Below are 26,413 nucleotides of genomic sequence, written 5' to 3'. Positions count from 1 at the left end.
CTGGGGCGCATGCCTGAGCACGTCTCGATCCTCCCGTGGGCGGGCGTCGCCGTCCTCGCCCTGGCGGCCGTCGCCTGGGTGATCGGTGTGACCCGCATCCTGAGGCGCGACGGCATCGGCGCCACCACAGCCGACCCGCGCCCAGCCCTGTCCGCCCTCCCGCGCCAACGGCAGTCGGGCCCCGACCGGGAAGCCGTCGAACTGACCCCGGCCGAGAAGGCCGCCTTCGCGGGCCTGGTACGCCGCCTCGCCGACGGCCACTGAAGCCGGGCCTACGGGCCACGGGGTCAGGCCCTACGGGAGCCACGGGGTCAGACCCTGCGGGAGCCACGGGGTCAGGCCCTACCGGCCACCGGATCGGGCCCTACCGGCCACCGGATCGGGTCCTACCGGCCACCGGATCGGGCCCCTACGGGCCACGCGGTCAGGCCCTACGGGGCCGAAGGCTCAGGAGACCTGCGCCGCGCGCCGCTCCATCGCCTCGCGGGCCGCGTCCTCGCTGGCGTACACCTCGCACATGTGCCGTCCGTCGGGCGTGGCCGTGTGCTCGACCTCCCACAGGGACAGCTCCCTGCCGTCACGCAGCAGGAACGCGTGCTCGTAGAGCGAGAAACCCAGCCCGATCCGGCCCGCGCGGCACGGACGCCCGAAGGCCTGCGTGATCTGGTGTGCGAACGCCGAGGCCAGCAGCGCCGCGATCTCCGCCCCGGGCCGGTCCGGGTTCTCCGCCCGGCGCAGCAGCCGGCGCGCGTGGTCGGCGGAGTCGTCGGGCACGTACGCGTGGCGAGGGCCCGGCAGGGGCGGCAGCGGCGCGAGGACCGGCAGCTCGAAGTCCGGGGTCTCCGGCGGCAGCGGGAGCCGGCTGGTGGCCGTGCCCAGTTCCTCCTCGTCGGCGTACACCTCGTGCTGCGCGCCGCCCGAGGCGGTGTCGTGCACCAGCTCCCACAGGGTGAGCGCCGATCCGTCGGCCAGCAGCCAGGTGTGCCGGTACGTCTCGCGGTGCCGGCCCTCGCTGTGGTGCGCGGAGTGCAGCGAACTGTCGTGCGCCAGCGCGGTGTCGAGGCGCCGTATCACGTCGTCGGGCAGCTCGAAGGAGTTCAGGGCGCGGCCGAGCAGTCGCGCGAGATGCTCCTCCGGAGACTCCGGCGACTCGTGTGGTTCGTACGCTGCGGTCTCGTACGGAACGCTCAAGGTTTCTCCCGGCGTCGCTGCATGTCACCTTGTGGGTGCATACCGTAGCCCCTCGGTCGGACATCATGTCCGGGAACCGAGAAAACGTACGCGGGGAAAACGGCCGGGCCGCCGGAGAAGTTCCCGCGCGGCCCGACGTCCTGTCAAAATCCGCTGGTGGGCGCCGTTTTCGGGCGCTCCCGGGCGGTCAGACCGCGCTGCCCGCGACCCAGTCGCTCCACGCCATGTTCCAGCCGTTGAGCCCGTTGTCCGGCGCCACCGTCTCGTCGTGGGAGTTCTTCACGATCACCACGTCCCCGACGAGCGAGTTGTCGAAGAACCACTTGCCGGTCGTGTCCCCCTGCGCCCCCTGCGCGTCCTCGAGCCCCACGCAGCCGTGGCTCGTGCCCGCGCGGCCGAAGGGCGGATTGCCCTTGTCGTACCAGTAGTTGCCGTGGACGAAGGTCCCGGACTGGGTCAGCTGCATCGCGTGCGGCACGTCCGGGATGTCGTACTGCCCGGCGAAGCCGACCGTCGAGCCGTCCATCCGCATCTGCTCCCACTTGCCGGAGATCACCATCTGCCCGTTGTAGGTGGTGTTCTCCGGGCTGCCCGCCGAGATCGGCACCGTCTTGAGGGTGATGCCGTCCCGCACGACCGTCATCGTCTGCGTGGCGGCGTCCACCGTGGAGACCTGCGAGCGGCCGACGGTGAAGGTGACGGTCTTCTTCTGCACGCCGTAGAGGCCGTTCGCGCCCTGTACGCCGTCCAGGTCGATCTTCATCGTGACCTTGGAGCCGGCCTTCCAGTACTCCTGCGGCCGGAAGTCGAGCCGCTGGGCGCCGAACCAGTGCCCGACCACCTTCTGCCCGCTGTCGGACGTGACCGTGATGTGCGACTGCACGGCCTTCTTGTCGCTGATCTCCTTGTCGAAGGTGAACGACACCGGCATCCCCACGCCGACCGTCGCCCCGCCGTCCGGCACGTACGTGCCGATGAAGCTGTTCTCCTCCGACACGGTCGTGAACCGCGAGTCCGCCGAGATCGTCCGGCCCTCGCCGTCCTTCGCGGTCGCCGCGATCCGGTACGCCGTCCCGCGCTCCAGCTGCTCCTTCGGCTTCCAGCTCGTGCCGTTCGCCGACAGCGCCCCCGGCACCGCCTCGCCCGTCTCGGCCTCGGTCATCCTCACAGCGGTCAGCCTGCCGTCGGTGACCTGCACACCGGTCGTGTTGATCGACGCCGTCGTCGAGCCGTCCTTCGCCGAGATGACGATCCGCGGCGCCGACTTCTCGGCGTCGCCGTCGCCGTTCTTTCCGTTGTCGGCGCTGGCGCTGCCGCCGCACGCGGTCAGGGTGAGGGCGCCGACCATCAGGGCGGCACAGGCCACCACCTTGCGCCGCGAGGCTATGTCCGGCGTTGTCACGGGCTGCTCCCAGTTCGTCCGATGTGCGTGGTCCGCTGCACTGCGTGGGAAAAGAGGCGGACGGCGGCGAATGGGTTCCCAGGCCGGCGCTTGTGGCGCCATCGGTGACAGAACCGGGACAATCACCCGCAACAGCAACGGTGTTGGGGGCCTAACGCGCTCACCGAGGCCCGTACAGCTCCTCATAGGACGGCCACGTCCCGCCCGGCCCGTCCACGGACCGCGCGGCGCGCACCGCGCTGACGACGGCGCGGGTCACCGCGTCCGCGCCCGCGGCGAGGATCTCGTTCAGGGCGAGCGGACGCCCGGCGTCCAACGGCAGCGCGCCCGTCGCCAGCGCGAACACCGTGTCACCGTCGTTGAGCAGATGCACCGGCCGCACGGCACGCGCGATCCCGTCGTGCGCCGTGCCCGCCAGCTTCTGCGCCTGCGCCCGCGACAGATCCGCGTCGGTGGCGACCACGGCGAGGGTGGTGTTCAACGGGGGCGGCGCGCTTCTCGCCGCGGTCTCGGCGAGGCGCCGGCACGCGGCGGCGTGCACCCGCGCCCCGGGCCGCTCCAGGCGCCCCTCGAACCATTCCCCGTACAGCGCGCCCGTCTCCGGGTCCATCGCCGAGCCCGCCGCGTTGGCCACCACCAGCGCGGCGACGGTGATGCCGGAGGCGAGCACGACGCTCGCCGTGCCGACCCCGCCCTTCAGCGGCCCGACCGCCGCGCCCGTGCCCGCACCCACGCACCCTTCGGGCACCGGGGCGCCCGTCCCGCTCGCCGCGGCCGCCTCGACGGCGGCCCGCCCGGTGGCGGCGTCCGGCCGGGCCCGGAAGTCCCCGCCGCGGCCCAGGTCGAAGACGCACGCGGCCGGAACGACCGGCACGACATGCGTGGGGTCCGGCCCGACGGGCACCCCGCGACCCCGCTCCTCCAGCCAGGCCATCACGCCGGAGGCCGCGTCGAGCCCGTACGCGCTGCCCCCGGTCAGCACGATCGCGTCGATCCTCTGGACCACGTTGCGCGGATCGAGGGCGTCGGTCTCCTTGGTGCCGGGGCCGCCGCCCCGCACGTCCACGGCGGCGATCGCGCCGCCCTCGGGAGCAAGGACGACCGTGGTGCCGGTGAGCCATCCGTCGCCGGTGCGGGTGGCATGACCCACGCGCAGGCCGGCGACGTCCGTCAGAGCGTCGACTGTCATGGGGACCAGTCTTGCCCGCTCCGGGGCCGCGCAGGGCCCCGCCCGTTCCCGGCGTGGTGTCAGGACACCGGCGCGGCCGCCTTCGCCGTGCGCTCCCTCGCCACCATGCGCGCCGTCAGCGTCGTACCGGTCACCACCGCGAGCGCCGACACCAGACCCGCGGCGAGCACCGCCCACTCGCCCAGGAACGTGCAGCAGATGACGGCCAGCGCCGTCACGGGCAGCACGGCCTGCTGGACCATGCCCACCTTGAAGTGGCGGGAGTGCAGCAGCCAGAGGGTGATCAGGTACAGGGCGGTGGGCAGGGTGACGGCGGCCGAGGCGGCCAGCGTGGAGATGTGCGCCTTGCCGACCGCCTGCTCGACGGCCACCTCCAGACCCGCGCCGATCGCCGCCGCGGAGGAGAAGATCAGGTAGTGGCCGTAGCCCCACAGGAACGCCTGCCGGCTGGAGCGCAGATGGCCGTGGATGGGCACCACGAAGTAGATCCACCAGGCGGAGAAGACGATCAGCAGCCCACCCGTGGCGATCGGCAGCAGGTCGGCGAGCGCGTCGTGCTCGTCCACGCCCGTCTTCACCGCGACCGTCGCAGCGGCGATCGTCTCGCCCAGCACGATGATGGTGAACAGTCCGTACCGCTCGGCGATGTGGTGCGGATGCCAGGACGTCTGAGAGTGCCGCTCGGCGTAGACGGGCACGCACAGTTCGGCCAGCGCCATCACCAGGAACGCCCAGGGCCTGCCGCCTTCCGGCAGGAACAGCAGCCCCAGCCAGCCGACCTGGCAGAGCAGCACGCCGCCCGCGTAGCGCAGCGCGACGGTTCTCTCGGCGCCCCGGGCCGACCGCGCGGCCCGCAGCCACTGCGCGACCATGGCCAGCCGCATGATGGCGTAACCCAGCCAGACGACGAGGAAGTCGTGCTCCTCGAAGGCCCGGGAGACACCGGCGGCGAGCACCAGCACGCCCGCGATCTGCACCAGGGTGACCACCCGGTACAGCACGTCGTCGTTGTCGTACGCCGAGGCGAACCATGTGAAGTTCATCCAGGCCCACCCGTGAGCCAACGGAGCAACACCGCTCTGACCTGCGGTTCTTAGCTCACTCACTGGGAGTACCCCAAAGGGTCCCCGGTGGGAGCGACGGCACCGCAAGCCGAGGGCGGTACGACTTCGGCGAACGGATGACAGATGGAACGGGAAGACCTCCCCGCGCTGCGCGCCCTCGGTTTCGAGGACGACGAACTCAAGGAACTTGGGCTGTGGGAACCGGCTACCGGCGAACCAGCCGCGCTGGCAGAGATGTACGTTCGACGCTCCAAGAAAAAGGACACCCTTTCCTCGCTGCGGGCACACGTGCGCATCATGTGCGATCAGGCACGACGGGATAACACTCAGATCCGGCGCGTTTGGTTCGAGCAGAAAAGCGCGAGCAAGTCATACGTCCGGCGCGAGGAATTTGAAAGTGCCACAGCGGCAGTCGTGGCCGGTCTGTCCAAGACGCTGTATGTACTCAAGACCTCTCGCCTTTCCCGCCGAGGCATGGGGCAAGTCGGCTTGTTGATGGACACTTTCGAGGAGCGACAGGCACGTATCTACGTGTGCGCCGAGCACCTTGATTCTCGGTACGCCCGTACGGTCCTGGCGATTCTCTCGGAGCAAGCGCGCGACCAGGCGAAGGACATTGCCGAGTTCACGAAAATCGGCATCGACTCCAACAAGGCTGAGGGACGGTGGCCGGGCGGAGTCACGCCGTTCGGTCTGGAGTCGCCCAAGGGGTCCGGAAAGCTGCGGCGAAACAAGGAATACCCAATCTCTCGCCGCATCGCTGATCTCCTGCTGAAGACGCGCACACCGGCCAGCATTGCCGAGGAGCTGAACAGAGAGGGAATTACTACCCGACACGGGAAGAAGTGGCGTGCGCAAACCATCATTCACATGACCATGTCTGTTGCATGGGCGGGTCTGGTGCCGCAGCGGGAAAGAGCCCTTGACGAACACGGGAACTTCACCGGCAAATACCGGCGCTGCTCCGACCCGCTGTTGGACGCCAAGGGAAACCCTGTCTCCTGCGGCGAGTACGTCGTCACTTACGACGAACTCTTGAGGATTCGTGCGCTGATCACCGGCCGGTCCCGCGCGGGTAGTGGTTCTGCCATCGGTGACAAGCGCCGAGGAATCCGCCAGCCGGTCACGATCCTTACTGATCTCTTCAAGTGCCCGCACTGCGGGGGGATCATGGGAAACGGCGGGCGGAACTACAACTGCCGGACACGCGCCATGCAGGGGCCGTCCGTGTGCAAGGGCGCCGCCACACAGCGGGATCGAGTAGAGGACGCCATGACGCAACTCTGGATCAGTCATATTTCTAGCCTGGCCCCGGAGTCGGAAACCATTCAGAACATCGCGCGCCGCTGGCTCAGCTATCAGGACCCGGCCAAGGATGCACACAAGCGCAAGGTGTCGGCAGCGCTGGAAGGTGCTGTGGGTCGAGAAATGAAGCTGGAGAAAGAGTTCTTTGTCCTCGGCCGCATGGATGAAGAGAAGTTCGACCGGCTCCGCGAACAAGTCTCGGCCCAAATCACGGAACTCAAAAAGGAGTTGGCTGACCTCTCGCAAGAGGCCGACCTTTCTCCGCTGATGGACCCGGAAGCACTAATGGCCATTTGGGACAGCGAGGGAATCGAGGGGCGGCGAGCACTCCTGAAAGCGGCCGTCAAGTCTGTGACGATCACCCCGGCCAAGTACAAGGGCGACCGGACGCCGATCCTTGATCGGCTCGTTGTCGAGTGGCGGGACGAGAAGGACCCGTCAGCGCTGGCAGCAATGGACAGCGCCATGGGGTTGGTTGAACAAACGCGCCAGCGCCGTAAGGCCGAGGGGTTGTAAGCCCTGTAAGGCACTCGGAGGGGCTCGGCGGGATGGACTTCCCGTCGAGCCCTTTTTGCATGCCGCAGACGGCCGCCCAGAGGCTCCTAGGGCTTGCTCGTGCCGTGGGTCTGTCCGCGCCCGCCGACAGCGACCCCGATAGAGGCCAACCGGCGCCCCTGTAGGCCGTCGTTGCTGCCTCGCTGGCGCGTTCCTCCGCCGCACCACCGTGAGGCCGTCTGGCGAGCGCACAGCGCTTAACTCACACCCTCTCTGGACCGCGAAACCGCACAGGAGAGACAGCAGGGAGGTTGCGCGGTGCCCATCACGAACACCCTTGACCTTGAAACGCTCAGTGCCCGAATGGACTCGTGGGCCAGCGAGAGGGACACAAAGCGCGGCCGACTCGTTCGGGCCTTCCGAAAGAACCTTGGCAACTCCCCGGACCTACAGGCCGCCCGGCTGGCGCTGCTGATCGCTGAGGCTGCATGAAAGAGACCCCGTCAGAGATGGCGGGGTTTTCCTTTGCGCTGATTACGCCGAAAGCGCTGAGGGTTGTCTCTGGTTAAGCCGAAAGCGCGGACACCCGAACATTGATTCCGCCGAATGAACGGAGACCGAAAGCATGGAAATTCCTAACTACACCGAATTGCTTACAGTGCTACGGGCAGCGCACCGGGAGGCAGGAGACGGGCTCAGCGGTCAGACTACGCGCACCCCTTTCAGCTCCCTTGCTTACACCTATGAGCACCTTGAGGCGGCCCTAGGCATCGTTGAGTCCGTCTTGACCGGCCAGGAATGCGCACTTCCCACGTGTAAGAACCCGATTCCTTACAGGGAGCCGGGACAGCCGGGCCGTACCGCCCTCTACTGCGGGAAGCGTTGCCGGGACCGCGCGGCCTATCAAAACAAGAAACTCAAGGCACAGCGAGGGGCGGCAAGCTAGTAAAGAAACTCTAGAAATGTATAAGTGTAGAAGTGAACTACATTCTAGATATACCTATAGGAGTCTTACTAGCAAACGACGAACGCGGTCATCTACAACGAGGAACGTCACACCCCCAGGAGGAGTAAAAGACTGTGGATTTTGGTGATCCAACCTGCGACGTTTGCGACACCCCTCTGACCGGCCGCCAAAAGCGGTACTGCGCCGACCGGTGCCGACAAGCGCACAGGCGCGCTAGGGGCCTCACGGCTGCTGAGGAGCGGGCAAAGCGCATGGGGAAGGACTGTGAGCGCTGCGGGGACGTATTCGACCCCAGGAACGGCCGTCAGCGGTATTGCTCGGCGGGGTGTGCGGCGCAGGCACGAGAGGCCGGTTACGAGTCGCGTGAGGACGCTGTGTGCCAGCTCGACGGGTGCGGGAATAACGCGGGTTGGTCCGGTACCGGCCGGGCACGGAAATACTGTTCGGCCGCACACCGGAAGGAAGCATGGCGGCAAGGCAAGCGGGCGGCCTCGCTGTAAGTCCCTGAGTGGCCGTCTGAGTGCCGTTTAGCGGCTCGCCGGACTTCCCTGCCCAAGCATTCGGCGGAGGCCCCTAGGGACGCGTTAGGGCCGGAAGCCGGCTGGTCACGTTTCGATATCAATGCGACGCTCCTGGTGGGCTTTCTTCGGAAATCCGGCGTCCGCACTTAGCCAACTCACTCTCTGGAGCGTGTGGAGATCAACATCTCCTCTCGTCAGCGAACGAGGTGGGCCGGGTGAACTATTGCCCGGCCCATCGCTGAACACCTGGGAATGTTCCTAGGTGGCGCTGTCGTCGCGGCTGCACCCGCATCCCCTCATTCTTCGGCGAGTTGGATTACGCGCGCATGGACGGCGTACCTCGCTGATGGGCCCCCTTACTTAGCCTGTGCAGAGGCCGAGTAAGGGGGCCCTTTTGTATATCTGCTGGAGGTTCCGCAGTGCACAACGATGCCGCGTTCCGCACTGTTGTATTCGGGGCGTTGCGCGCAACCACCACGGACGGCCGCTATGTCGACCAATACGCGCTAAGCGCTGCGGTTAACCGCTGGGCAGGCAGAAATGGCCTAGGCCCGGTGCCCATGCAATCGCTCTTGCGACTCGTTGACAGCGCGGGCTATCCCCACTTCCAGACGGCCCGGCGAGGCTATATCGCGGGCCTTACCCTCAAGGAGGATTCATGACTATTCGTGATCACATTGACTCCGGCATGTCCGACGAGACCATTGCGAGTGTCCTGCGCTCCCGCGCAGAGTCTTGGAACTACAGCGCCGAAATGGAGAACGCCGCCAAGCTCGCGGCCAATGGTGGGCATCTGAGCCCTGAGACCCGGCTCGCCCTGGGCTTCTATACCGAAGGGCGTAAGGCTGCTGCCGCTTCCGGTCGAGACGTTACAGGCCCGGCGAATTCGACCGGTGAGGATCGGATTGCCGCCGCGTATCGCTCGCTGTCCGACGCTTCCTGAAAGGCTCACCAATGTCTAACGCACGAATCGATAAGGCACGCGCTGCCGCCCTCAAGGCTCAGCAGGACCTAGAGGCCGCTGAGGCCGCCGAACTCGCAAAGGCCGAGCAGATCGCCGCTGAGCGTGCAGCTAAGCAGCGCGAGCTAGACACTGAGTTCCTGGCACAGTGGGAAAAGCTCGACGCCGAACTGATGGAGGCCGGTTCCAAGTCTGCTGGTGACGCTGTTTACGAGGGGGTAGATCCGGTCGCCGCCGTGGCTGTCTTCTGGGTGGCGCGCGCAAAGCGGAATGCGGTTCGGCAGCACGCGCGGGACGCGTATTTCCGTCTGCATGGCGAGCACCCGGCCGACAATTTCGCGGCTCATCTGACTCACCGCGACGTGATGATTGCCGCTCAGTTGGATGACGCAATTTCCCGCGCTGCCACTCTTCACGCTGCCGACCTAGCAGACGAACTTGATGCTAAGTGGCTTGTGAGTGAGGTCGAGTAATGCCGCTGGATGCTCTTGACCCCGGTCCCGATTTCGAATACCCGCACTTTCCCCGGTTGCCCGATGGCTCACCAGCGTGGGCCGATTCTGTGCCCCCTGGTTATCGAGGAACCGTCATGCGGCGGGGCGTCGAATACGTGAAATTGCCGGACGGGCGGCGAATTGGATTCGACGTGACCCCTCGGGACGCTGCCGGTAACCCGATCAACCCGCCGGTCATCCCCGCCCGCGTAGCGCTGTGACCCGTTGCTGCCGCTACCTGGGGGTGAAAGCCGGCGTTTTCTGGCCCCCACCGTGAGCTGCGGAAACCTCCCCACGCAACCTCGCTGGCGTGTTCGCTGGCGGGAAGGAATCTCATGCTGAACGACGTTGCAGCCATATCGACCGGTGCCACCTACAGCACTGAGGCCGTACCGGTCGGCGATATCCACGCCGGAATTCTGATGGTGCAACCGACCATTCGCTGTGAGCACGGCTTCGATGTGGCCGCGTATGGCGATAGCGGGGAAATGCTGGCGCGTGCATGCCTCACCGGGTCTCAGGTCATGCTGCACGTTCCCTTTGACGGATGCCGGTCCGTGTGGGTGGAAGTCGAGAACGTGAACGGCTACGAGGAACACCCGCACGCTTACGAGATAACCCTCATTCCCGACGAGGACGGCCCTCATGCCGAGTAAGCCACCCCGCCCATGTGCGCAACCGGGGTGCCCCGAATTGGTGCGAGGGAAAGATGGCACGTGCGCTGAACACACCAAGCAGCGCGCGAGTCAGCGTGAGAATCGGGGCGGTAGTTCATACGGCCGTGGGTGGCGTGAGCGTGTGCAGCCGAGGTTTATCTACCGGAACCCTTGGTGTGTTCTCTGCGGCCAGCGCGCGCAAGTCGCGGACCATTGGCCAGTCTCGCGGCGCGACCTCATAGCAAGGGGCGAGCCGAACCCTGATGCCGTGACGCACCTTCGGCCACTGTGCAGGGCGTGCGATGCCAAGGAACGTCCTAAGCGCGAGCCGGGCGGATTCCTCGCTGAGAGGCGAAGCCAGCGCGAGGCGGAACAGCGCGTGCAGGGTGTTCGGTTCGATGATGTGCCGCCGTTCTGACTATGGGGGTGGGGGGTGCCTCCCCTCCCGCCCTTTTTCGGCGCGGCAGGGAGGGAAAAATCCACGATGGCTAATCAGAGCGTTTTGGTGGGCGAATCCCTGGGCTTAAGTCCCGGTCTTACGGGGATAAGGGGTGCCATTCTTGTCTGTGACCTCTGCCAACGTTGCGGGCTGCACCTCGACTCTGAGCATGGGCCATGGGGTTGGAGCCTCAGCGCTCCCACCCTTCAAAAGCATGTGGCGGACATAGGCACCCACCAAGAATTCGCGCTCAGCGAGGCGGCTGATGTACTGCTGTATCGCCTTCTCTGCGTCCCGATTTTCTCGGGCGCTTACAAGCTCCCCGGCTATGTCGAGGTAATCGCGCAACAGATCCATGAACTCGATGATCAAGTCTTCATCGTCGTCATTCAGATGGTCCGGCAAGGCGTATTCGAAGGTGACGCTCTCTTTGAGCATGTTCCAGAGCGGGTTTCCGCGCGTGATCAGCTTTAGCACTTTAGGCTGAGGGAACAATGGATCGGGCACTAGCCTCAAGCGTGTTTCGTCGGCATCCAGCACGGAACGTACCCACTTTTCATGTTCCGATTTGATTAGCCGCAGCCGTTCCACAGTGAAGTGTTCGGGCTGATCATCCACCCGTTTGTGATCCTTGCTGCACAATAGAATGAGGTTCGTGTGATGGTTAATCAGGTCCTCTGCGAGCCCTCCCGCGCGTGGACCGCCTTCTGAACGTGCGACGATATGCGCTTCCTCGCCAAATACAGAGGGGTCGTCTGTTGCGGTCCCAGGGGTGACCACTTGCTCTTTGCAGATGGCGCAGAGGCCGCCCGCCTGAACCCACAGAATCTTTCGGGTCTTCTCTGAGATGCCCATGCTTCAACCTCGCAAAGAAATAATGCATCGTCGACCCCGTACCTGCTGCCTCATTGGTGGCTGGTGCGGGGCGTTCTGCGTTTCTGGGGTGCTTTCGATAGAAAGGCGGGGTGAAACGGCCGGCTGTCGGTGCAGGTGCCGTGGCCAGTGATCCGAAGGAGTCTCGCGGCATTAGATTCCAAGGGTTTTCGCGCGTCTCTAGGCCGCAGCGTCGAGGATGGCCCGAACCTCGGGGACGTCGGCGTATTCAGCGAGTCGGGCGAGGACAACGCGCGCCCGTTCCGCAGTGCGCTCGCTGGCGACGTCCGCTGATAGCGAGATGACCCGTTCGGCAACGGCCGCTGATTCCTCGGGTTCGCCACCATCGGCCAGCGCCACGGCCAACCACGAACTGTAGAGTGCCAATTCGCGGGTGTGTGTGGCGTCGTATCGGCCGAGCACATCACGCAACAAGGGGACAGCGCGGAGCGGTCGGCGAAGTTCAGTCATTACGCGCGCTTCCATGACTTGGAGTTCTCCAGCGTCCACCCAGTAAAGCCAGGCGGGAGATTCGATTCCCTCGCTGTCCTCGCTGAGTGCTTGACTCGCCTCCCCGAGGGCGCGCATTGCCTGTTGCGCATTCTCGGTACCGCCCGCTTTCGTGTGGGCCCAAGCGACACGGTCGAGATATAGCGCGCGAGCTTTCGGTGGGGCGTCCGGCCCGGCCCCGTCCAATGCGGCGCGTGAAAGGTCTAGCCCCTCAACTTCCCTGCCTGTATTGGCGAATTGGTAGGCGAGCGATCCAGCGAGGTTTCCGGCTAGCGTTCGGTCCTCGGCTTGCGTGGCTGCGCTGAGGCCGAGACGGTAAATCCGTTCGGCTTCCTCCAACTGTCCTGCGTCGCTGGCGATCCATCCGGCGATTTGGGCTAGCTCACCAATCTGACGCAACATCTGACGTCCCGTCATGTCGGCGTAGCTGTGCTCGCGGTACAGGCGGACGGCTCTGCGGAGTTCACGCAGCGCGGGCCGCATCAGATCCCCACCGGCTAGCACGTCATCGGCCAGCCGTAGACCGTGCACCCGCTGTTGCAACTCGTCCACCTGACGCATCCCGACTCTGCCCCCTGTACGGGTGCTCAGAGGCTCTAGCGGGTCTTCCTCGGGCAGGAAGTCGGCCAGGGTCGGCAAAGGCGGTTCAGGGGGCGACTGAGGGGCTTTGAGGGCATCCACGGGAACGCCGAGTGCGCCAGCGAGGAACGGCAGCCATTCGCGCGGTGTGCGCTTCCCTATCTCCCATCGGCTCACCTCTTGGCGGCCGACCGGCTCGCCCTGGACGCCAGCGGCCCGGCAGACCTCCCGCGCTAGGCGTGCCTGACTCCACCCGAGGCGTTCACGCTCTCGCTTGATGTTGGCCCCAACGCTGCTACCCATGGACTCAGTCTGGCCGACAGTTGGCCTACACGTGGCCGCTAGTGCGGACGTTGTTCCGGAGTGACGATCTTCCCGACCGAGACGAGGGGAGGTGACCATGGCGAGCCAGACCGAGCCGGACACGGACGCACGACAGCGCGAGTACACGACTTACGCGCCAAAGGGCGAGACGTGCCCCAGGTGCACGAAACCGATCACGCCTCTTGCTCCGTGTCGTCGGATCGTAAATGAGCGTGTGTCGGCCGGTCCCGCTGTCCGATACCGCCACGCCGAGTGCCCGGCATGAGCACCCCGACAAGGAAGGGCGGCCGGAATGCTGCTCCTTGATCTGCGGATACCTCAGACCGGGCGCGCTGACCCGGAAACGTGCCGGGTGTGCTACGCGCTGCGGTCCGACCTAAAGGAAGCGATCACCGGAGGTAATCGGAAAGTGGCGCGGGCCGTCGTTCTCGGGATGTACGAGCACATGCACTACGGCCACCCGGACGACCCTCGGAACAAGACTCCGGCCCGCTGATTCGGTGTGCCGGTCTCCCGCTCGACATTCGGCGGGTGCTGCGAGACTCGTTCCGCAAAAGCGGGATGGGAAGTGGATCTCTGGAGGTAATCACGATGCGCGCTTGGTGGCTGACCATGGCCGACGGCAACCCGCAGGACGACAGCAACAGCGGAAACAAGCACGGTGGCGGCGGGTCGGACGAGGGCGGGAACACGAACGACGGCCAGGGCCCGGCGGACGGCAAGTGAGTCGATGAGCACCGACAGCGAAAAGGAGGCGGGTCTCAAGGGGCTCGCCTCCGCTCTCATGGAAAGTGGCGCGCTGAAAAGCGATTGGTTGCCCGCGTTCAACGCGGTGCCCCGTCACCTGTTCATCCCGGATGTGATTTGGCCCGGTCGTGCTGGTATGAACCGGCAGGATGACCGGGTGATCCGCAGCGAGGAACCCGAGGTCTGGTGGTCGGCTGTCTACCGGGATGCGCCGATCACAACGCAATGGGATGACGGCGCGTACACCGGGCCCGGTAAAGGCAAGATCCCGTCAAGCTCCAACTCCATGCCGACCATGGTTTTCTCGATGCTGGACGCGCTGAGCGTCGAGGCCGGACAGAGGGTGTTGGAGATCGGCACGGGCACCGGATGGAATGCCGCGCTGCTGTCTCACCGGGTCGGTTCCGAGAATGTGTTCACGGTGGAGGTGGACGGGGCCAGCGCGAGGGATGCACGTAAGCGTCTGAATAGCGCCGGATTCGATCCTGTCTCGATCATCGGGGACGGGGCCGAGGGTTACGCCGACGGGGCCCCGTATGACCGGGTGATCGCCACGGCCTCAATCGGCCGAGTGCCCCGGCAATGGATCAGGCAGACGCGACCGGGCGGGATCATCGTCGCGCCGTGGGGGCCGACCTACGGTGGGGAAGGTGTCGTTCGGCTGACCGTTTCCGAGGACGGTTCGGCGTACGGCTCGTTCATCGGGTCGTCCGCGTTCATGCGGCTACGCGATCAGCGAGTGAAGCGCACGCACGTCCGTGAATACCTCGGTGGGAAGAAGTGGCCTGCCGACGGCGTACGCAGCGTCACGCCGGTTTCGCCGGATGCCGTGGGGGACTGGCCGGTGATGTTCGCAATCGGCGTTCAGGTGCCCGGCGCATTCCCCTGGGCCGAGAACTACGACGACGGCTCGTACACGCTGTGGCTGCGGGATACGGCCGTCACGTCGTGGGCAACGGCGGATTACGAGCCGGACCGCGAAGAGTTCGAGGTCTTTCAGTCCGGCCCGCGCAAGCTGTGGAACGAGGTGGAAACGGCCTACCTCTGGTGGGAGAAACAGGGCCGCCCCGGATTCGAGCGGTTCGGGCTCACCGTGGACAGCGACGGCGAGCGTGTGTGGCTGGACTCGCCGGACAACCCGGTGCCGGTCCGTGGGAGCCTGTGATCCGGCCCCGTTCGTGTGCTCATCCGCCGTAGCGCACGGGCGGGGCTTCCCGCGTTCATCTGCCCTGGTCAACGCCCCTGCGCTAAGGTGTTGTTGCGTTGGTTCACGCCCACCAGATGGCGAAGAAGACCATCGCGTAGTTCATGATCCCCTCGCCGACATGGCTCTCGGCGAGCGCGTGCACCAGCTGGACTCCCGCCTGGGCGATGGCCACGACGAAGCACAGGTCGAAGAAGAGCTCGAGCGGTGAGGCGACTCGGTGCACCTCGTCGCGGCCGCGGGCGGTGAGCTTGCGCAGCGGCCGCCCGCCGGCGGACTGGCCGGACGGGGAAGGCACCGGTGAGGAGGCCGGGGAGGGGGTCGTGCTGGGTGTCATGCCTCCCAGCACAACAGATACCGGCCGGAAAATCCTGCGCGGGCGAAGGGGGGCCGTCACCGTCCCGGAGGGTGTCGCCGGCGGGGCCGTACGCTGGAAGGCATGACTACCGCATCCGCCCCCGAGCCGCGCGAGCCGAAGGCCGCGCTGATCTTCGACGACCCGCTGTCGCAGCAGTCCTCGGACGACACGGACAGCGGGTGGGGCGAGCGGCCGGCCGGCGGCAGCGGCGACGACCTCAAGCGTTTCCTCGACGAGAAGCCGCCCCACCACCTCTGAGCACGGCGGGCGACCCCACGGGCCCAGGCCCGCAGAGCCGCCCCGGCTGTCCTGCCTAGCGCTCGCTGTGGCCCGCGCCGCGCTGCGCGACCAGCGCGTCGCGGATCTCCTTGAGCACCTCCAGCTCGGTCACCTCGATGACCTCGACGGTGCCCTCCCGGGCCTTCCTCTGGGCCTCCACCCGTGCCAGGTACTTCGACATCGGCAGCACCATCAGGAAGTAGACCACCGCGGCCGTGATCACGAAGCTGAGCGTCGCTCCGAGGACCGAGCCCCAGAGGATCATGACGCCCTCCGTGACCGTCCCGTCGGCGGCCACCTCGCAGGGCCCCTTGAGGCACGAGCTGTAGCTGTCGAGGTTCTTGGTGCCGATCGCTCCGACCAGCGGATTGATGACGCCCTTCACCACCGAGTTGACGATGTTGGTGAAGGCCGCGCCGATGACCACCGCCACTGCCAGATCGATGACATTCCCGCGCATCAGGAAGGCCTTGAAGCCCGCCCAGACGCTCGGACCCTTCTTCTCGCTCACCTCGGAGCCTCTCCTCGCACACACATGTTGTGGAACAAACAGCTCCGCAACCTACGTCAGGGCGAGGCCATCCTGTCCAATTCCGTAGTTCGATCGAGCGACTTGACAGGGTGTCGCCGAGCCGGAGCAGGGCACGCCTCAGCACACCGTCACCGCCAACCGCGCCGTGGCGCTCGCCCCGGCCAGCCGGACCGCGGTGTCGCTCGGCACCGAGAGCACGACCAGCGCCCCCGCTTCGGCGGCGTCCGTGAGCGGTTCGGGCACCTTCGTGACCAGTGCCCCGTGCGCCACCACCCGGGCCTCACCGCCCGTGGCGGTCTCCTGCGCGGCGATGACGTCGACGCGGTCGCCGGGGCGCAGCAGCCGTACCGTCGCGCCGTCGGCGATACGCACCGGCGCGGTCACCGTCCGCACCGCCCGCTGCTCCGGCTCCCGCTCCCGCTCCGCCACCGGACGGCCGCCGGTCTCCTCGGCGATGTGGGCGCCGGCCCCCGTCCGGGGTCCGGCCGCCACGAGCGCGGCTGCCGTCACCGCGAGCCCCGCCGCCAGGGCCCGCCTGCGGTGCCGTAGGAGCCGGGCCAGCTGATACGGCCCGCCACGCACCTCTACGGGGGCGAAGTGCGGCACCTCGCAGGTGGCCGGCGTGTCGCTGCCCGGCGGATGTGCGGAGGAGTAAGAGGAGACGGGAGGGGCCGCCGAAACCGCCGGACGGACGGGCGAGACCTCCGTACGGGCGGGCGAGACCCCCGGAGGGACGGGCGAGACCCCTGGAGCGACGGGGGGCACGGGCGGGACGGGCGGGACGGGCGGGACGGGCCGATCGGACGGGAACACGAGAACCACCACCTGCGACGGGAACCGGTTTGCAGGCCTCACGATGAGGCCGCTCGCCTGCACCCGCCGAGGCCGGTGCACTACCGGCCGGTTGTGGAAAAGCCGGTCACCCGAACGTGAGCTGCGGACCCGCTCACCGAGCATGGGCTGCGGCCCCGCTCATCCGAAACGCGGGCTGCGGCCCCGCTCCCCCGAAACGTGGGCTGCGGCCCCGCTACCCGAAACGTGGGCTGCGACCCCGCTCACCCGAAACGTGGGCTGCGACCCCGCTCACCCGAAACGTGGGCTGCGGCCCCGCTCCCCCGAAACGCGGGCTGCGAACCCGCTCACCCCCACGTGAGCCGCGAAAAGAGGACCTACGGCAGCGCGAACCCCGGATCCATACCGCCCAGCGCACCCGTGCAGAGGCAGTCCCGCTCCGCGGTCGCGGGCAGCGCGGCGACCGCGTCGAAGAGCACGCCCCGCAGCCGGTCGACGTTCGCCGCGAACACCCGCAGCACCTCGTCGTGCGAGACCCCCTCGCCGGTCTCCGCGCCCGCGTCAAGGTCGGTGACCAGGGTGAGCGAGGTGTAGCAGAGCTCCAGCTCCCGGGCGAGGGCGGCCTCCGGGTGGCCGGTCATGCCGACCACCGACCAGCCCTGCGCCTGGTGCCACAACGATTCGGCGCGGGTGGAGAACCGCGGCCCCTCGACGACGACCAGCGTGCCGCCGTCCACCGCCTCCCAGTCCCGGCCGCGCGCCGCCTTCAGCGCGGCGGCCCGCCCGGTGGGGCAGTAGGGGTCGGCCAGGGACACGTGCACCACGTTCGGCACGGTGCCGTCCGGCAGCGGCAGCCCGTCGAAGTACGTGCCCGCCCGGGACTTCGTACGGTCCACCAGCTGATCCGGTACGAGCAGCGTGCCCGGCCCGAACTCGGGCCGCAGGCCGCCCACCGCGCACGGGGCGAGGACCTGGCGCACGCCGACGGAGCGCAGCGCCCACAGATTGGCCCGGTAGTTGATCCGGTGCGGCGGGAGATGGTGGCCGCGGCCGTGCCGGGGCAGGAACGCGACCCGGCGGCCCGCGATCTCGCCGAGGAAGAGGGAGTCGCTGGGTGGCCCGTACGGCGTCTCCACCTGGATCTCGGTCACGTCGTCCAGGAAGGAGTAGAAGCCGGAGCCGCCGATTACACCGATGTCTGCGTTCGCCATGACGAGCACGGTAGCTCGCGCGCGCAGGGCGCGGGCCACCGGTGCCGCGAACGCCGAAGACCCTGTCGTCGTGCGACGACAGGGTCCCGCGAGCAGGTGTGTCAGGCGGCGGAGCTGCCGGCCGAGCTCGCCGAGCCCGAGGACTTGGAGTCCGAGGACGACGAGGTGGAAGAGGACGAGGACGTCGAGGACGACGGCTTCGACGACGCCGGCGAGCTGCTCGACGAGGAGCCGCGGCTGTCGTTGCGGTAGAAGCCGGAGCCCTTGAAGACGATGCCGACGGCGGAGAACACCTTCTTGAGGCGGCCACCGCAGTTGGGGCACTCGGTCAGGGCGTCGTCGGTGAACTTCTGCACCGCCTCGAGGCCCTCGCCGCACTCGGTGCACTGGTACTGGTAGGTCGGCACTGTCTTCCTCCTGGCACTCTCACTCAATGAGTGCTAACGACGATCCATAGTGACGTATTCCGAGGGATCAGTCCACCGTCACCGGCACGCGGTGACCGACGCCACGCGCGACCGTGCGGCCGGCGGGCCGCGCCACGAGGCGCGAGCGCAGGGCGACCAGGGTCGCGAGGGCGAGCAGGGTGCCGCCCATCGGCACGAGGAAACCGGCACCGCCCCAGAGCCGGTCCTCCAGCTGACCTGCGACCGTGACGGCGGCGGCCTGTCCGAGCGCGACCGCGCCCGTGAGCCAGGTGAACGCCTCGGTGCGCGCCCCGGCCGGCACCAGGCTCTCCACCAGGGTGTAGCCGGTGATCAGGGAGGGCGCGATGCACATGCCGACCAGCAGGCCGAGCCCCGCGAGCAGCAGCACCGAGTGTGCCGCCCACAGGCCGGACGCGACCATGGCGAGCGCCGCGTAGCCGAGGAGCAGGCGCCGGTGCGGGGCGATCTTCCAGGCGATGGCGCCGCAGGCGATGCCGGACAGCATGTTGCCCGCCGCGAAGGTGCCGTAGAGCACGCCGTTCAGGCCGGGCTCGCCGATGGACTCGGTGAACGCCGCCAGCGCCACCTGCATGCCGCCGAAGACCGAGCCGATGCCGAGGAAGGCGACGATCAGGACGCGCACGCCGGGCACGCCCAGCGCGGAGGCGTGCCGCACACGCGTGTGCCCGGCGGGAGCGACCCGCGGCTGCGTGCCCTTCTGGGCGGCGAACAGCAGACCGCCCACCAGGGTCAGCGCCGCCTCGGTGACCAGGCCCGCGGCGGGGTCCACCGCGGTGCACAGCGCCGTCGCCAGCAGCGGCCCGACGACGAAGGTGAACTCGTCGGTGACCGACTCGAAAGCCGCGGCGGTGGTCATCAGGGGCGAACCCTGCAGTTTCACGCCCCAGCGGGCGCGCACCATCGGTCCGACCTGGGGCACCGAGGCGCCGGTGGGCACGGCGGCGGCGAACAGGGCCCACAGAGGAGCGTGGGACAGTGCGAGCACCGTGAAGGTGAGACCGGCGAGCGTGTGCACCAGCACGCCCGGAACCAGCACGGCGCGCTGCCCGACGCGGTCGGCGAGCCGCCCGCTGTACGGCGCGAACAGCGCCATGGAGACACCGGTGACAGCGGCGGCGGCGCCCGCCGCACCGTACGAGCCCGTCGTGTGCTGCACCAGCAGCACGATCGAGATGGTCAGCATCGCGAACGGCTGGCGCGCCGCGAAACCGGGGAGCAGGAACGTCCAGGCGCCGCGGGTGCGCAGCAGTTGCCCGTATCCCGGGCGGGAGGGTGCCGGCGAGGTCTTCGACGGCTCGGTGGTGACCGTGGACGCCACGGCCCGTGCCTTTCTGCCGCCTGGTAGCGCGGCCCCTTCGGGTGGGGGGCGGCGCCGAGAGCTGTCCTCTTGCGCGGAACTGCGGTAGATACCGGCACCCACTGGGGGGCGCGACGGCCGCCATACGGTCGCGCCAGCTCTGCGTCAGGCAGAGTTGGTTCGATCAAGGTCTGCCTTGATTGTACAAGGATCTACGCGCGTTGCGTCTGTGAAAGCGAGCACCATTGACGTGCCGGCCTGGGATTGCGGAAAGGGTGAACAGCGCGAAACACGCGCTTAACGGGACGAGTCCGCGCCCCCGGTGCCCAGCCACCCGGCGAGCTTTCCGCCCTGCCCCACGGCGCGCAGGCGCCGCTCGGCGGCGTCCCGCACCGGATCGGTGGCCACGACGAGCAGCTCGTCCCCGCGGCGCAGCACCGTCGAGGGCAGCGGCACGAACGATTCCTCGTCCCGTACGACGAGCGTGACGGCCGCCCCGGCGGGCAGCCGCAGCTCGCTGACCTCGACGCCGTGCATCTTGGAGCCCTCGGGGATCGCCACCGACAGCAGGTGCCCGCGCAGCCGCTCCAGGGGCGCGGACTCGATGCCCAGGTCGGAGGCCTCCGAGCCGTCGCCGAGGCGCAGGGTGCGGGCCAGCCAGGGCAGCGTCGGGCCCTGGACCAGGGTGTAGGCGACGACCAGGACGAAGACGATGTTGAAGATACGGCGGCTGCCGTCGACGCCGTTCACCATCGGGATGGTCGCCAGGATGATGGGCACGGCCCCGCGCAGCCCGGCCCAGGACATCAGCGCCTGCTCCGTCCAGGGCACCCGGAACGGCACCAGGCAGAGCACGATGCTGAGCGGGCGCGCGACCATGGTCAGGCCGAGCCCGATGACGAGGGCGGGCAGGACATCGTCGCCCAGCTCGTGCGGGGTGACGAGCAGGCCGAGCAGCACGAACATGCCGATCTGGGCGATCCAGCCGAGGCCCTCGGCGAAACCGCGTGTGGCGGGCCAGTGGGGCAGACGCGCGTTGCCCATGACCATGGCGGCGAGGTAGACCGCGAGGAAGCCGCTGCCGTGCGCCAGGGCGCCCGCGGCGTACGCGGTCACCGCGATGGCGACGGCGGCGATCGGATAGAGGCCGGAGGCGGGCAGCGCCACATGGCGCAGCCCCCAGGCGCCCAGCCAGCCCACCGCGAGGCCCACGGCCGCTCCGATGGCCAGCTCCAGGGCTATCTCGCCGAGCAGGACGTACCAGTGCTCGACGGGTCCGGCGGTGGAGAAGGCGACGACCAGGATGACCACGGGGGCGTCGTTGAAGCCGGACTCCGCTTCCAGGGTGCCCGTCACGCGCGCGGGGAGCGGGATCCTGCGCAGCACCGAGAAGACGGCCGCGGCGTCGGTGGAGGAGACGACCGCGCCGATGATCAGGGCCTGACGCCATTCCAGACCGACCAGATAGTGAGCGGCGGCGGCTGTCACGCCGACGCTCACCGCGACCCCGCCCAGCGCCAGCGCGGAGGCGGCCGGCAGGGCCGGTCTGATCTCCTTCCACTTCGTGCCGAGACCGCCCTCGGCCAGGATCACGACCAGGGCGGCGTAGCCGATGACCTGGGTGAGCTCCGCGTTGTCGAAGTGGATGCCGCCGATGCCGTCCTGGCCCATGACCATGCCGATGCCGAGGTACACGAGCAGGCTGGGGAGCCCGCTGCGCGAGGAGATCCGGACCGCGGCGACCGCGACGAGCAGGACGAGCGAGCAGGCGAGGAGGAGCTGGTTGAGGTCGTGGACTGTCAGTGGCCGTTCCCTTCCCTGGATCTTCCCTGGACCCAACTACTTCGTTACCTTACCTAAGTCTTGACGTTTTCTTGACGCTCGACCAGGCAAGATCGAACATCCGTCCGCGCTGGTTCCCGACTCCGCGTCAAGGGGCGTCGGGCCCTGCGCCTATGGTTGCTCCAGCGCTCTTTCATAGTCACAGCCCGACCTGCCGCTCGCGTTAGGACAGCAAGGACAGCGATGCCCCCCAACACCACCGCCTCTTCGGGTCAGAAGCCCGGCAAGTCCGGCAGGAAAAAGGGGCGCAAAGCCCGACTGATCGTGCTCCTGCTGGTTCTGGCCGTCGTCGGCGGCGTCGGATTCGGGGCGTACTGGTCCATCAGCACCGTGCGCGCCTCCTTCCCGCAGACCAAGGGATCCATCACCCTGGACGGCCTGTCCGGGCCCGTCGACGTCAAGCGGGACGGCAACGGCATCCCGCAGATCTACGCGTCCTCCGACGAGGACCTGTTCATGGCGCAGGGCTTCGTCCAGGCCCAGGACCGGTTCTACGAGATGGACGTGCGCCGGCACCTCACCTCCGGCCGCCTGTCCGAGATGTTCGGCAAGAGCCAGGTCGAGAACGACGAGTTCCTGCGCACGCTGGGCTGGGACCGGGTGGCGCAGAAGGAGTACGACACCAAGCTGTCGGACTCCACGAAGAAGTACCTCCAGGCGTACGCCAAGGGGGTCAACGCCTACCTCGACGGCAAGAACGGCGAGGACATCTCCCTGGAGTACGCCGCTCTGGGCTTCTCCAACGACTACCGGCCCGCGAAGTGGACGCCGGTCGACTCGGTCGCCTGGTTGAAGGCGATGGCCTGGGACCTGCGCGGCAACATGCAGGACGAGATCGACCGCGCCCTGATGACCAGCCGCCTCGGCCCCAAGCAGATCGCCGACCTGTACCCGTCGTACCCGTACGCCCGCAACAAGGCGATCGTCCAGGAGGGCCGGTACGACGAGCTTACCGGTGCCTTCGGCGCAGGCGGCGAGGACGGCGAGGAGGGCGACGGCGACGGCGGCACGGGCACCGACCCCGGCACGGGCGGCGAGGGCTCCCCGGACGGCTCCACGGACGCGGTGGGCGCCTCCACGGGCACCGCGGACGACGCGGCGCTCCAGACCCAGCTCGCGGGCCTCTACCGCGTCCTCGAGGACGTCCCCGAGGCCGTCGGCGTGAACGGCAACGGCATCGGCTCCAACTCCTGGGTCGTCGCCGGCAGCCACACCATCACCGGCAAGCCGCTGCTCGCCAACGACCCGCACCTGTCGGCGTCCCTGCCGTCCGTCTGGTACCAGATGGGCCTGCACTGCCGCGCGGTGTCGGAGAAGTGCCAGTACGACGTCAGCGGCTACACCTTCGCGGGCCTGCCCGGCGTGATCATCGGCCACAACAAGGACATCGCCTGGGGCATGACCAACTCCGGCGTGGACGTCACCGACCTCTACCTGGAGAAGCTCACCGGCGACGGTTACCTGCTCGACGGCAAGGTCAAGCCGTTCCGGACGCGCGAGGAGACCATCGAGGTCGCCGGCGGCTCGGCCAAGACGATCGTCGTGCGCGAGACCGACAACGGCCCCCTGCTGTCCGACCGCGACGACGACCTCGTCAAGGTGGGCCGCAAGGCCACCGTCGACACCGCCGCCCCCGACCGCGGCGACGGCTACGGCATCGCCCTGCGCTGGACCGCCCTGGACGCGGGCACCTCCATGGACGCCGTCTTCGCGATGGACCGCGCGGCCGACTGGGAGGACTTCCGCGCCGCGGCCGCGCTGTTCGACGTCCCCTCGCAGAACCTGGTGTACGCGGACACCGACAACCACATCGGCTACACGCTGCCCGGGAAGATCCCCACCCGCGCGGAGGGCCACGACGGCTCGATCCCCGCGCCCGGCTGGAACTCGAAGTACCGCTGGAAGGGCTTCATCGACCAGGACGAGCTGCCCTACGAGTACGACCCCGCGCGCGGCTACATCGTCACCGCCAACCAGGCCGTGGTGAACGAGGACGACTACCCGTACACCCTCACCGCCGACTGGGGCTACGGCACCCGCAGCCAGCGCATCAACGACCTCATCGAGTCGAAGATCAAGGGCGGCGGCAAGATCTCCACCGACGACATGCGGCAGATGCAGCTCGACAACAGCAGCGAGATCGCCAAGCTGCTCGTGCCGATGCTGCTGAAGGTCGACATCGACGACCCGGACGTCCGTGAGGCGCAGAAGCTCCTGGAGGGCTGGGACTACACCCAGGACGCCGACTCCGCGGCCGCCGCCTACTTCAACTCGACCTGGCGCAACCTCCTGAAGCTCGCCTTCGGCAACAAGCTGCCCAAGGAGCTGCGCGTCAAGGGCCAGTGCCTGTGGGTCGAGCCGACCGACACCACCGGCCCCGCCGACGAGAACCGCAAGGTCCGCGAGTGCGGCCAGCGCGACGCCGACCAGGCCCAGCCCGACGGCGGGGACCGCTGGTTCGAGGTGGTGCGCAACCTCGTCAAGGACGAGGACAGCGACTGGTGGAGCACGCCCGAGGTCGGCACCCGCGACGGCGCCGCCACCCGTGACGAGCTGTTCGCGCGCGCCCTGGTCGACGCCCGCTGGGAACTGACCGCCAAGCTCGGCAAGGACATCGACACCTGGAGCTGGGGCCGGCTGCACCGCCTGTTCCTGAAGAACCAGACCATGGGCACCGAGGGCCCCGGCGTGCTGCAGTACATGCTCAACCGCGGCCCCTGGAAGCTCGGCGGCGGCGAGGCCACGGTCAACGCCACCGGCTGGAACGCCGCCGGCGGCTACGGCGTCGTCTGGGTACCGTCGATGCGGATGGTGGTCAACCTCGGCGACCTCGACAAGTCGCGGTGGATCAACCTCACCGGCGCCTCCGGCCACGCCTACAACGCCCACTACACCGACCAGACCGACAAGTGGGCCAAGGGTGAGCTGCTGACCTGGGCCTTCACCGACAAGGCGGTCGACAAGCGCACGAGCGACACACTCGTCCTCAAGCCCTGACGGCCTGGTAGCCGACTACCGGCCGACGGCCCGCCACACGCGTGTGGCGGGCCGTCGGCGGTAAGGGGCCGACGAGGCCGGGGGAGCTAGCGAGGGCGGTGGAAGCGGCGTACGCCCGTCGGGGTCACCACCGCGTGGACCGGCCGGTCGTGCTCCTCCTGCGGGACGCGGTCGACGACCTCGCTGTCGTAGAGCAGCACCACCAGTGCCGGGTGGGCGCCCGCGCGTTCCAGCCGGGCCAGCACACGGTCGTACGAGCCGCCGCCGCGGCCCAGCCGCATCCCGCGCGCGTCGACCGCGAGTCCGGGCAGCAGGACGACATCCGCGGAGACGACCGCGTCGGGCCCGAGGCGCTCGCCGGCCGGCTCCCACAGCGCCATCCTTCCGCCGTGCCGCACGCGCGCGAGGGAGCCCTCGCCGTCGTACGCGCCCCAGTCCAGGTCGTTGTCGGGCAGCAGGGCGGGCAGCAGGACGCGCACGCCCCGCGCGCGCAGCGCGTCCAGCAGCGCGAGGGTGCCGGGTTCGGCGCCCACGGAGACGTACGCCGCGACCGTGCCCGCCCGCGCCAGCTCGGGCAGGTCGAGGGCGCGCTCGGCGAGGGCCCCGGCGGCGGTCCGCACGTCATCTGCTGTCAATCTGTTCCTCACCGCGAGGAACTCTCGCCGCAACACGCGTTTGTCAGTCTCGTCGGGATGTCCGAAGTGCCCCACTGATTGCTCCCGTTACGGTTCCAATGCGCTCATATGTGAGCCAATTAACCGGAGCCACAGATTCCTCTCAAAGGCACCGGATAGGGTGACGGCCATGACTCAGTCGCACCCCAGGATCAGCAAGGCTGTCATCCCCGCAGCAGGCCTCGGCACCCGGTTCCTGCCGGCCACCAAAGCCACTCCCAAGGAGATGCTGCCGGTCGTGGACAAGCCCGCGATCCAGTACGTGGTCGAGGAGGCCGTGTCCGCCGGCCTCGACGACGTCCTCATGGTCACAGGGCGCAACAAGCGCCCCCTGGAGGACCACTTCGACCGCAACTACGAGCTCGAGTCGGCTCTGGAGAAGAAGGGCGACGCCGAGCGCCTGGCCAAGGTGCAGGAGTCGAGCGACCTGGCGACCATGCACTACGTCCGCCAGGGCGACCCCAGGGGACTGGGTCACGCCGTACTGTGCGCCGCCCCGCACGTCGGCGACGAGCCGTTCGCGGTGCTGCTCGGCGACGACCTGATCGACCCGCGCGACCCGCTGCTGCAGCGCATGATCGACATCCAGGCGCTGTACGGCGGCAGCGTCGTCGCGCTCATGGAGGTGGCACCCGAGCAGATCCACCTCTACGGCTGCGCGGCCGTGGAGGCGACCGCCGAGGACGACGTCGTCAAGGTCACCGGGCTGGTCGAGAAGCCCGACCCGGCGGACGCCCCCTCCAACTACGCGATCATCGGCCGCTACGTCCTGGACCCGGCCGTCTTCGAGATACTGCGCAAGACCGAGCCCGGCCGCGGCGGCGAGATCCAGCTCACCGACGCCCTGCAGAAGCTCGCCGAGACGCATTCGTCAGCGGATACCGCCGCGGGGAGCGCCGGCGGCCCGGTGCACGGCGTCGTCTTCCAGGGCCGCCGCTATGACACCGGCGACCGGGGCGACTATCTGCGTGCCATTGTCAGACTCGCGTGCGAACGTGAAGATCTGGGCCCGGACTTCCGTTCCTGGCTTCGCAGTTACGTCACCGAGGAGATGTAGCACC

23 protein-coding genes and 2 pseudogenes are annotated in these 26,413 nt (G+C 68.2%); 10 read left to right on the top strand and 15 right to left on the bottom strand.

The window, feature by feature from the left end; genetic code table 11:
• Window positions 1–9: 9 nt before the first annotated feature.
• Window positions 10–264 (top strand): hypothetical protein, encoded by a 255-nt coding sequence (locus tag ACIGXJ_RS21070; protein WP_399647481.1) that lies wholly within the window; start codon window positions 10–12, stop codon window positions 262–264.
• 183 nt (window positions 265–447) lie between these two features.
• Here the strand turns inward: ACIGXJ_RS21070 and ACIGXJ_RS21065 are convergent, their stop codons facing one another.
• The 4 genes from ACIGXJ_RS21065 to ACIGXJ_RS21050 all read right to left on the bottom strand — a co-directional run bounded on the left by ACIGXJ_RS21065 (window position 448) and on the right by ACIGXJ_RS21050 (window position 4,888).
• Entirely contained in the window at window positions 448–1,191 is a 744-nt protein-coding gene (locus ACIGXJ_RS21065) for a DUF6227 family protein (protein ID WP_399647478.1), read from the bottom strand.
• 187 nt (window positions 1,192–1,378) lie between these two features.
• The gene (locus ACIGXJ_RS21060) at window positions 1,379–2,593 is read right to left on the bottom strand and encodes an Ig-like domain-containing protein (RefSeq protein WP_399647476.1); all 1,215 of its coding nucleotides are present in this window, start codon (window positions 2,591–2,593) and stop codon (window positions 1,379–1,381) included.
• A gap of 160 nt (window positions 2,594–2,753) precedes the next feature.
• The gene (locus ACIGXJ_RS21055; RefSeq protein WP_399647473.1) at window positions 2,754–3,782 is read right to left on the bottom strand and encodes a P1 family peptidase; all 1,029 of its coding nucleotides are present in this window, start codon (window positions 3,780–3,782) and stop codon (window positions 2,754–2,756) included.
• A gap of 59 nt (window positions 3,783–3,841) precedes the next feature.
• On the bottom strand, window positions 3,842–4,888 hold the full coding sequence (locus ACIGXJ_RS21050) for a low temperature requirement protein A (protein ID WP_399647470.1): 1,047 nt from the start codon (window positions 4,886–4,888) through the stop codon (window positions 3,842–3,844).
• 81 nt (window positions 4,889–4,969) lie between these two features.
• Between ACIGXJ_RS21050 and ACIGXJ_RS21045 the strand changes: the two genes are divergently transcribed.
• From ACIGXJ_RS21045 to ACIGXJ_RS21030, 4 genes are all read left to right on the top strand, one after another.
• Window positions 4,970–6,667 carry a recombinase family protein gene (locus ACIGXJ_RS21045; RefSeq protein ID WP_399647467.1) on the top strand — a complete coding sequence of 566 codons (1,698 nt, stop codon included), beginning with the start codon at window positions 4,970–4,972 and terminating at the stop codon, window positions 6,665–6,667.
• Between the two features lie 2,125 nt (window positions 6,668–8,792).
• Entirely contained in the window at window positions 8,793–9,077 is a 285-nt protein-coding gene (locus ACIGXJ_RS21040; RefSeq protein ID WP_399647464.1) for a hypothetical protein, read from the top strand.
• An 11-nt stretch (window positions 9,078–9,088) separates the two neighbouring features.
• Complete coding sequence (locus ACIGXJ_RS21035; protein ID WP_399647462.1) at window positions 9,089–9,568, top strand: hypothetical protein; 480 nt, start codon at window positions 9,089–9,091, stop codon at window positions 9,566–9,568.
• A gap of 356 nt (window positions 9,569–9,924) precedes the next feature.
• Window positions 9,925–10,245 (top strand): hypothetical protein, encoded by a 321-nt coding sequence (locus ACIGXJ_RS21030; RefSeq protein WP_399647459.1) that lies wholly within the window; start codon window positions 9,925–9,927, stop codon window positions 10,243–10,245.
• A 523-nt stretch (window positions 10,246–10,768) separates the two neighbouring features.
• Here the strand turns inward: ACIGXJ_RS21030 and ACIGXJ_RS21025 are convergent.
• From ACIGXJ_RS21025 to ACIGXJ_RS21015, 3 genes and pseudogenes are all read right to left on the bottom strand, one after another.
• Entirely contained in the window at window positions 10,769–11,539 is a 771-nt protein-coding gene (locus ACIGXJ_RS21025) for an HNH endonuclease (protein WP_399647457.1), read from the bottom strand.
• 198 nt (window positions 11,540–11,737) lie between these two features.
• On the bottom strand, window positions 11,738–12,628 hold the full coding sequence (locus ACIGXJ_RS21020; protein WP_399648092.1) for a hypothetical protein: 891 nt from the start codon (window positions 12,626–12,628) through the stop codon (window positions 11,738–11,740).
• A 123-nt stretch (window positions 12,629–12,751) separates the two neighbouring features.
• A pseudogene (locus ACIGXJ_RS21015) lies at window positions 12,752–12,949 on the bottom strand (helix-turn-helix transcriptional regulator); the annotation flags it as partial.
• Between the two features lie 612 nt (window positions 12,950–13,561).
• Here ACIGXJ_RS21015 and ACIGXJ_RS21010 point away from each other — a divergent pair.
• A complete protein-coding gene (locus ACIGXJ_RS21010) occupies window positions 13,562–13,696 on the top strand; it encodes a hypothetical protein (RefSeq protein ID WP_399647455.1) in 135 nt (44 codons plus the stop codon).
• Between the two features lie 4 nt (window positions 13,697–13,700).
• On the top strand, window positions 13,701–14,882 hold the full coding sequence (locus ACIGXJ_RS21005) for a methyltransferase domain-containing protein (RefSeq protein ID WP_399647453.1): 1,182 nt from the start codon (window positions 13,701–13,703) through the stop codon (window positions 14,880–14,882).
• Between the two features lie 106 nt (window positions 14,883–14,988).
• Here ACIGXJ_RS21005 and ACIGXJ_RS21000 read toward each other — a convergent pair.
• Window positions 14,989–15,258 (bottom strand): annotated as a pseudogene (locus ACIGXJ_RS21000) (low temperature requirement protein A); the annotation flags it as partial.
• Between the two features lie 102 nt (window positions 15,259–15,360).
• Between ACIGXJ_RS21000 and ACIGXJ_RS20995 the strand changes: the two are divergent.
• Window positions 15,361–15,537: a hypothetical protein gene (locus tag ACIGXJ_RS20995; RefSeq protein WP_399647451.1), complete on the top strand. Its 177-nt coding sequence runs from the start codon at window positions 15,361–15,363 to the stop codon at window positions 15,535–15,537.
• A gap of 55 nt (window positions 15,538–15,592) precedes the next feature.
• On the opposite strand, the gene mscL is transcribed toward ACIGXJ_RS20995, so the two are convergent.
• The 6 genes from mscL to ACIGXJ_RS20965 form a co-directional block, all read right to left on the bottom strand.
• Window positions 15,593–16,069, bottom strand: a complete 477-nt coding sequence (gene mscL / locus ACIGXJ_RS20990) for a large conductance mechanosensitive channel protein MscL (RefSeq protein WP_399647449.1) — start codon at window positions 16,067–16,069, stop codon at window positions 15,593–15,595.
• A gap of 138 nt (window positions 16,070–16,207) precedes the next feature.
• Window positions 16,208–16,696 carry a hypothetical protein gene (locus ACIGXJ_RS20985; protein ID WP_399647447.1) on the bottom strand — a complete coding sequence of 163 codons (489 nt, stop codon included), beginning with the start codon at window positions 16,694–16,696 and terminating at the stop codon, window positions 16,208–16,210.
• A gap of 563 nt (window positions 16,697–17,259) precedes the next feature.
• The gene (locus ACIGXJ_RS20980; RefSeq protein WP_399647444.1) at window positions 17,260–18,093 is read right to left on the bottom strand and encodes an S-methyl-5'-thioadenosine phosphorylase; all 834 of its coding nucleotides are present in this window, start codon (window positions 18,091–18,093) and stop codon (window positions 17,260–17,262) included.
• Window positions 18,094–18,194: 101 nt separating this feature from the next.
• A complete protein-coding gene (locus tag ACIGXJ_RS20975) occupies window positions 18,195–18,500 on the bottom strand; it encodes an FmdB family zinc ribbon protein (RefSeq protein WP_399647442.1) in 306 nt (101 codons plus the stop codon).
• Between the two features lie 67 nt (window positions 18,501–18,567).
• The gene (locus tag ACIGXJ_RS20970) at window positions 18,568–19,860 is read right to left on the bottom strand and encodes an MFS transporter (RefSeq protein ID WP_399647440.1); all 1,293 of its coding nucleotides are present in this window, start codon (window positions 19,858–19,860) and stop codon (window positions 18,568–18,570) included.
• 276 nt (window positions 19,861–20,136) lie between these two features.
• Window positions 20,137–21,678, bottom strand: a complete 1,542-nt coding sequence (locus ACIGXJ_RS20965; RefSeq protein ID WP_399647438.1) for a potassium/proton antiporter — start codon at window positions 21,676–21,678, stop codon at window positions 20,137–20,139.
• Window positions 21,679–21,864: 186 nt separating this feature from the next.
• Between ACIGXJ_RS20965 and ACIGXJ_RS20960 the strand changes: the two genes are divergently transcribed.
• Window positions 21,865–24,678: a penicillin acylase family protein gene (locus tag ACIGXJ_RS20960; protein ID WP_399647435.1), complete on the top strand. Its 2,814-nt coding sequence runs from the start codon at window positions 21,865–21,867 to the stop codon at window positions 24,676–24,678.
• An 86-nt stretch (window positions 24,679–24,764) separates the two neighbouring features.
• Here the strand turns inward: ACIGXJ_RS20960 and ACIGXJ_RS20955 are convergent, their stop codons facing one another.
• Entirely contained in the window at window positions 24,765–25,388 is a 624-nt protein-coding gene (locus tag ACIGXJ_RS20955; RefSeq protein WP_399647433.1) for a 5-formyltetrahydrofolate cyclo-ligase, read from the bottom strand.
• Between the two features lie 94 nt (window positions 25,389–25,482).
• Between ACIGXJ_RS20955 and galU the strand changes: the two genes are divergently transcribed.
• Window positions 25,483–26,409 carry a UTP--glucose-1-phosphate uridylyltransferase GalU gene (galU, locus tag ACIGXJ_RS20950; RefSeq protein ID WP_399647431.1) on the top strand — a complete coding sequence of 309 codons (927 nt, stop codon included), beginning with the start codon at window positions 25,483–25,485 and terminating at the stop codon, window positions 26,407–26,409.
• Window positions 26,410–26,413: the final 4 nt, after the last annotated feature.

Source organism: Streptomyces sp. NPDC053367, assembly GCF_044545925.1.
GTDB lineage: Bacteria > Actinomycetota > Actinomycetes > Streptomycetales > Streptomycetaceae > Streptomyces.
Note: the sequence above shows the minus strand (reverse complement) of the source record. Positions and strands in the feature narration are given on the sequence as shown.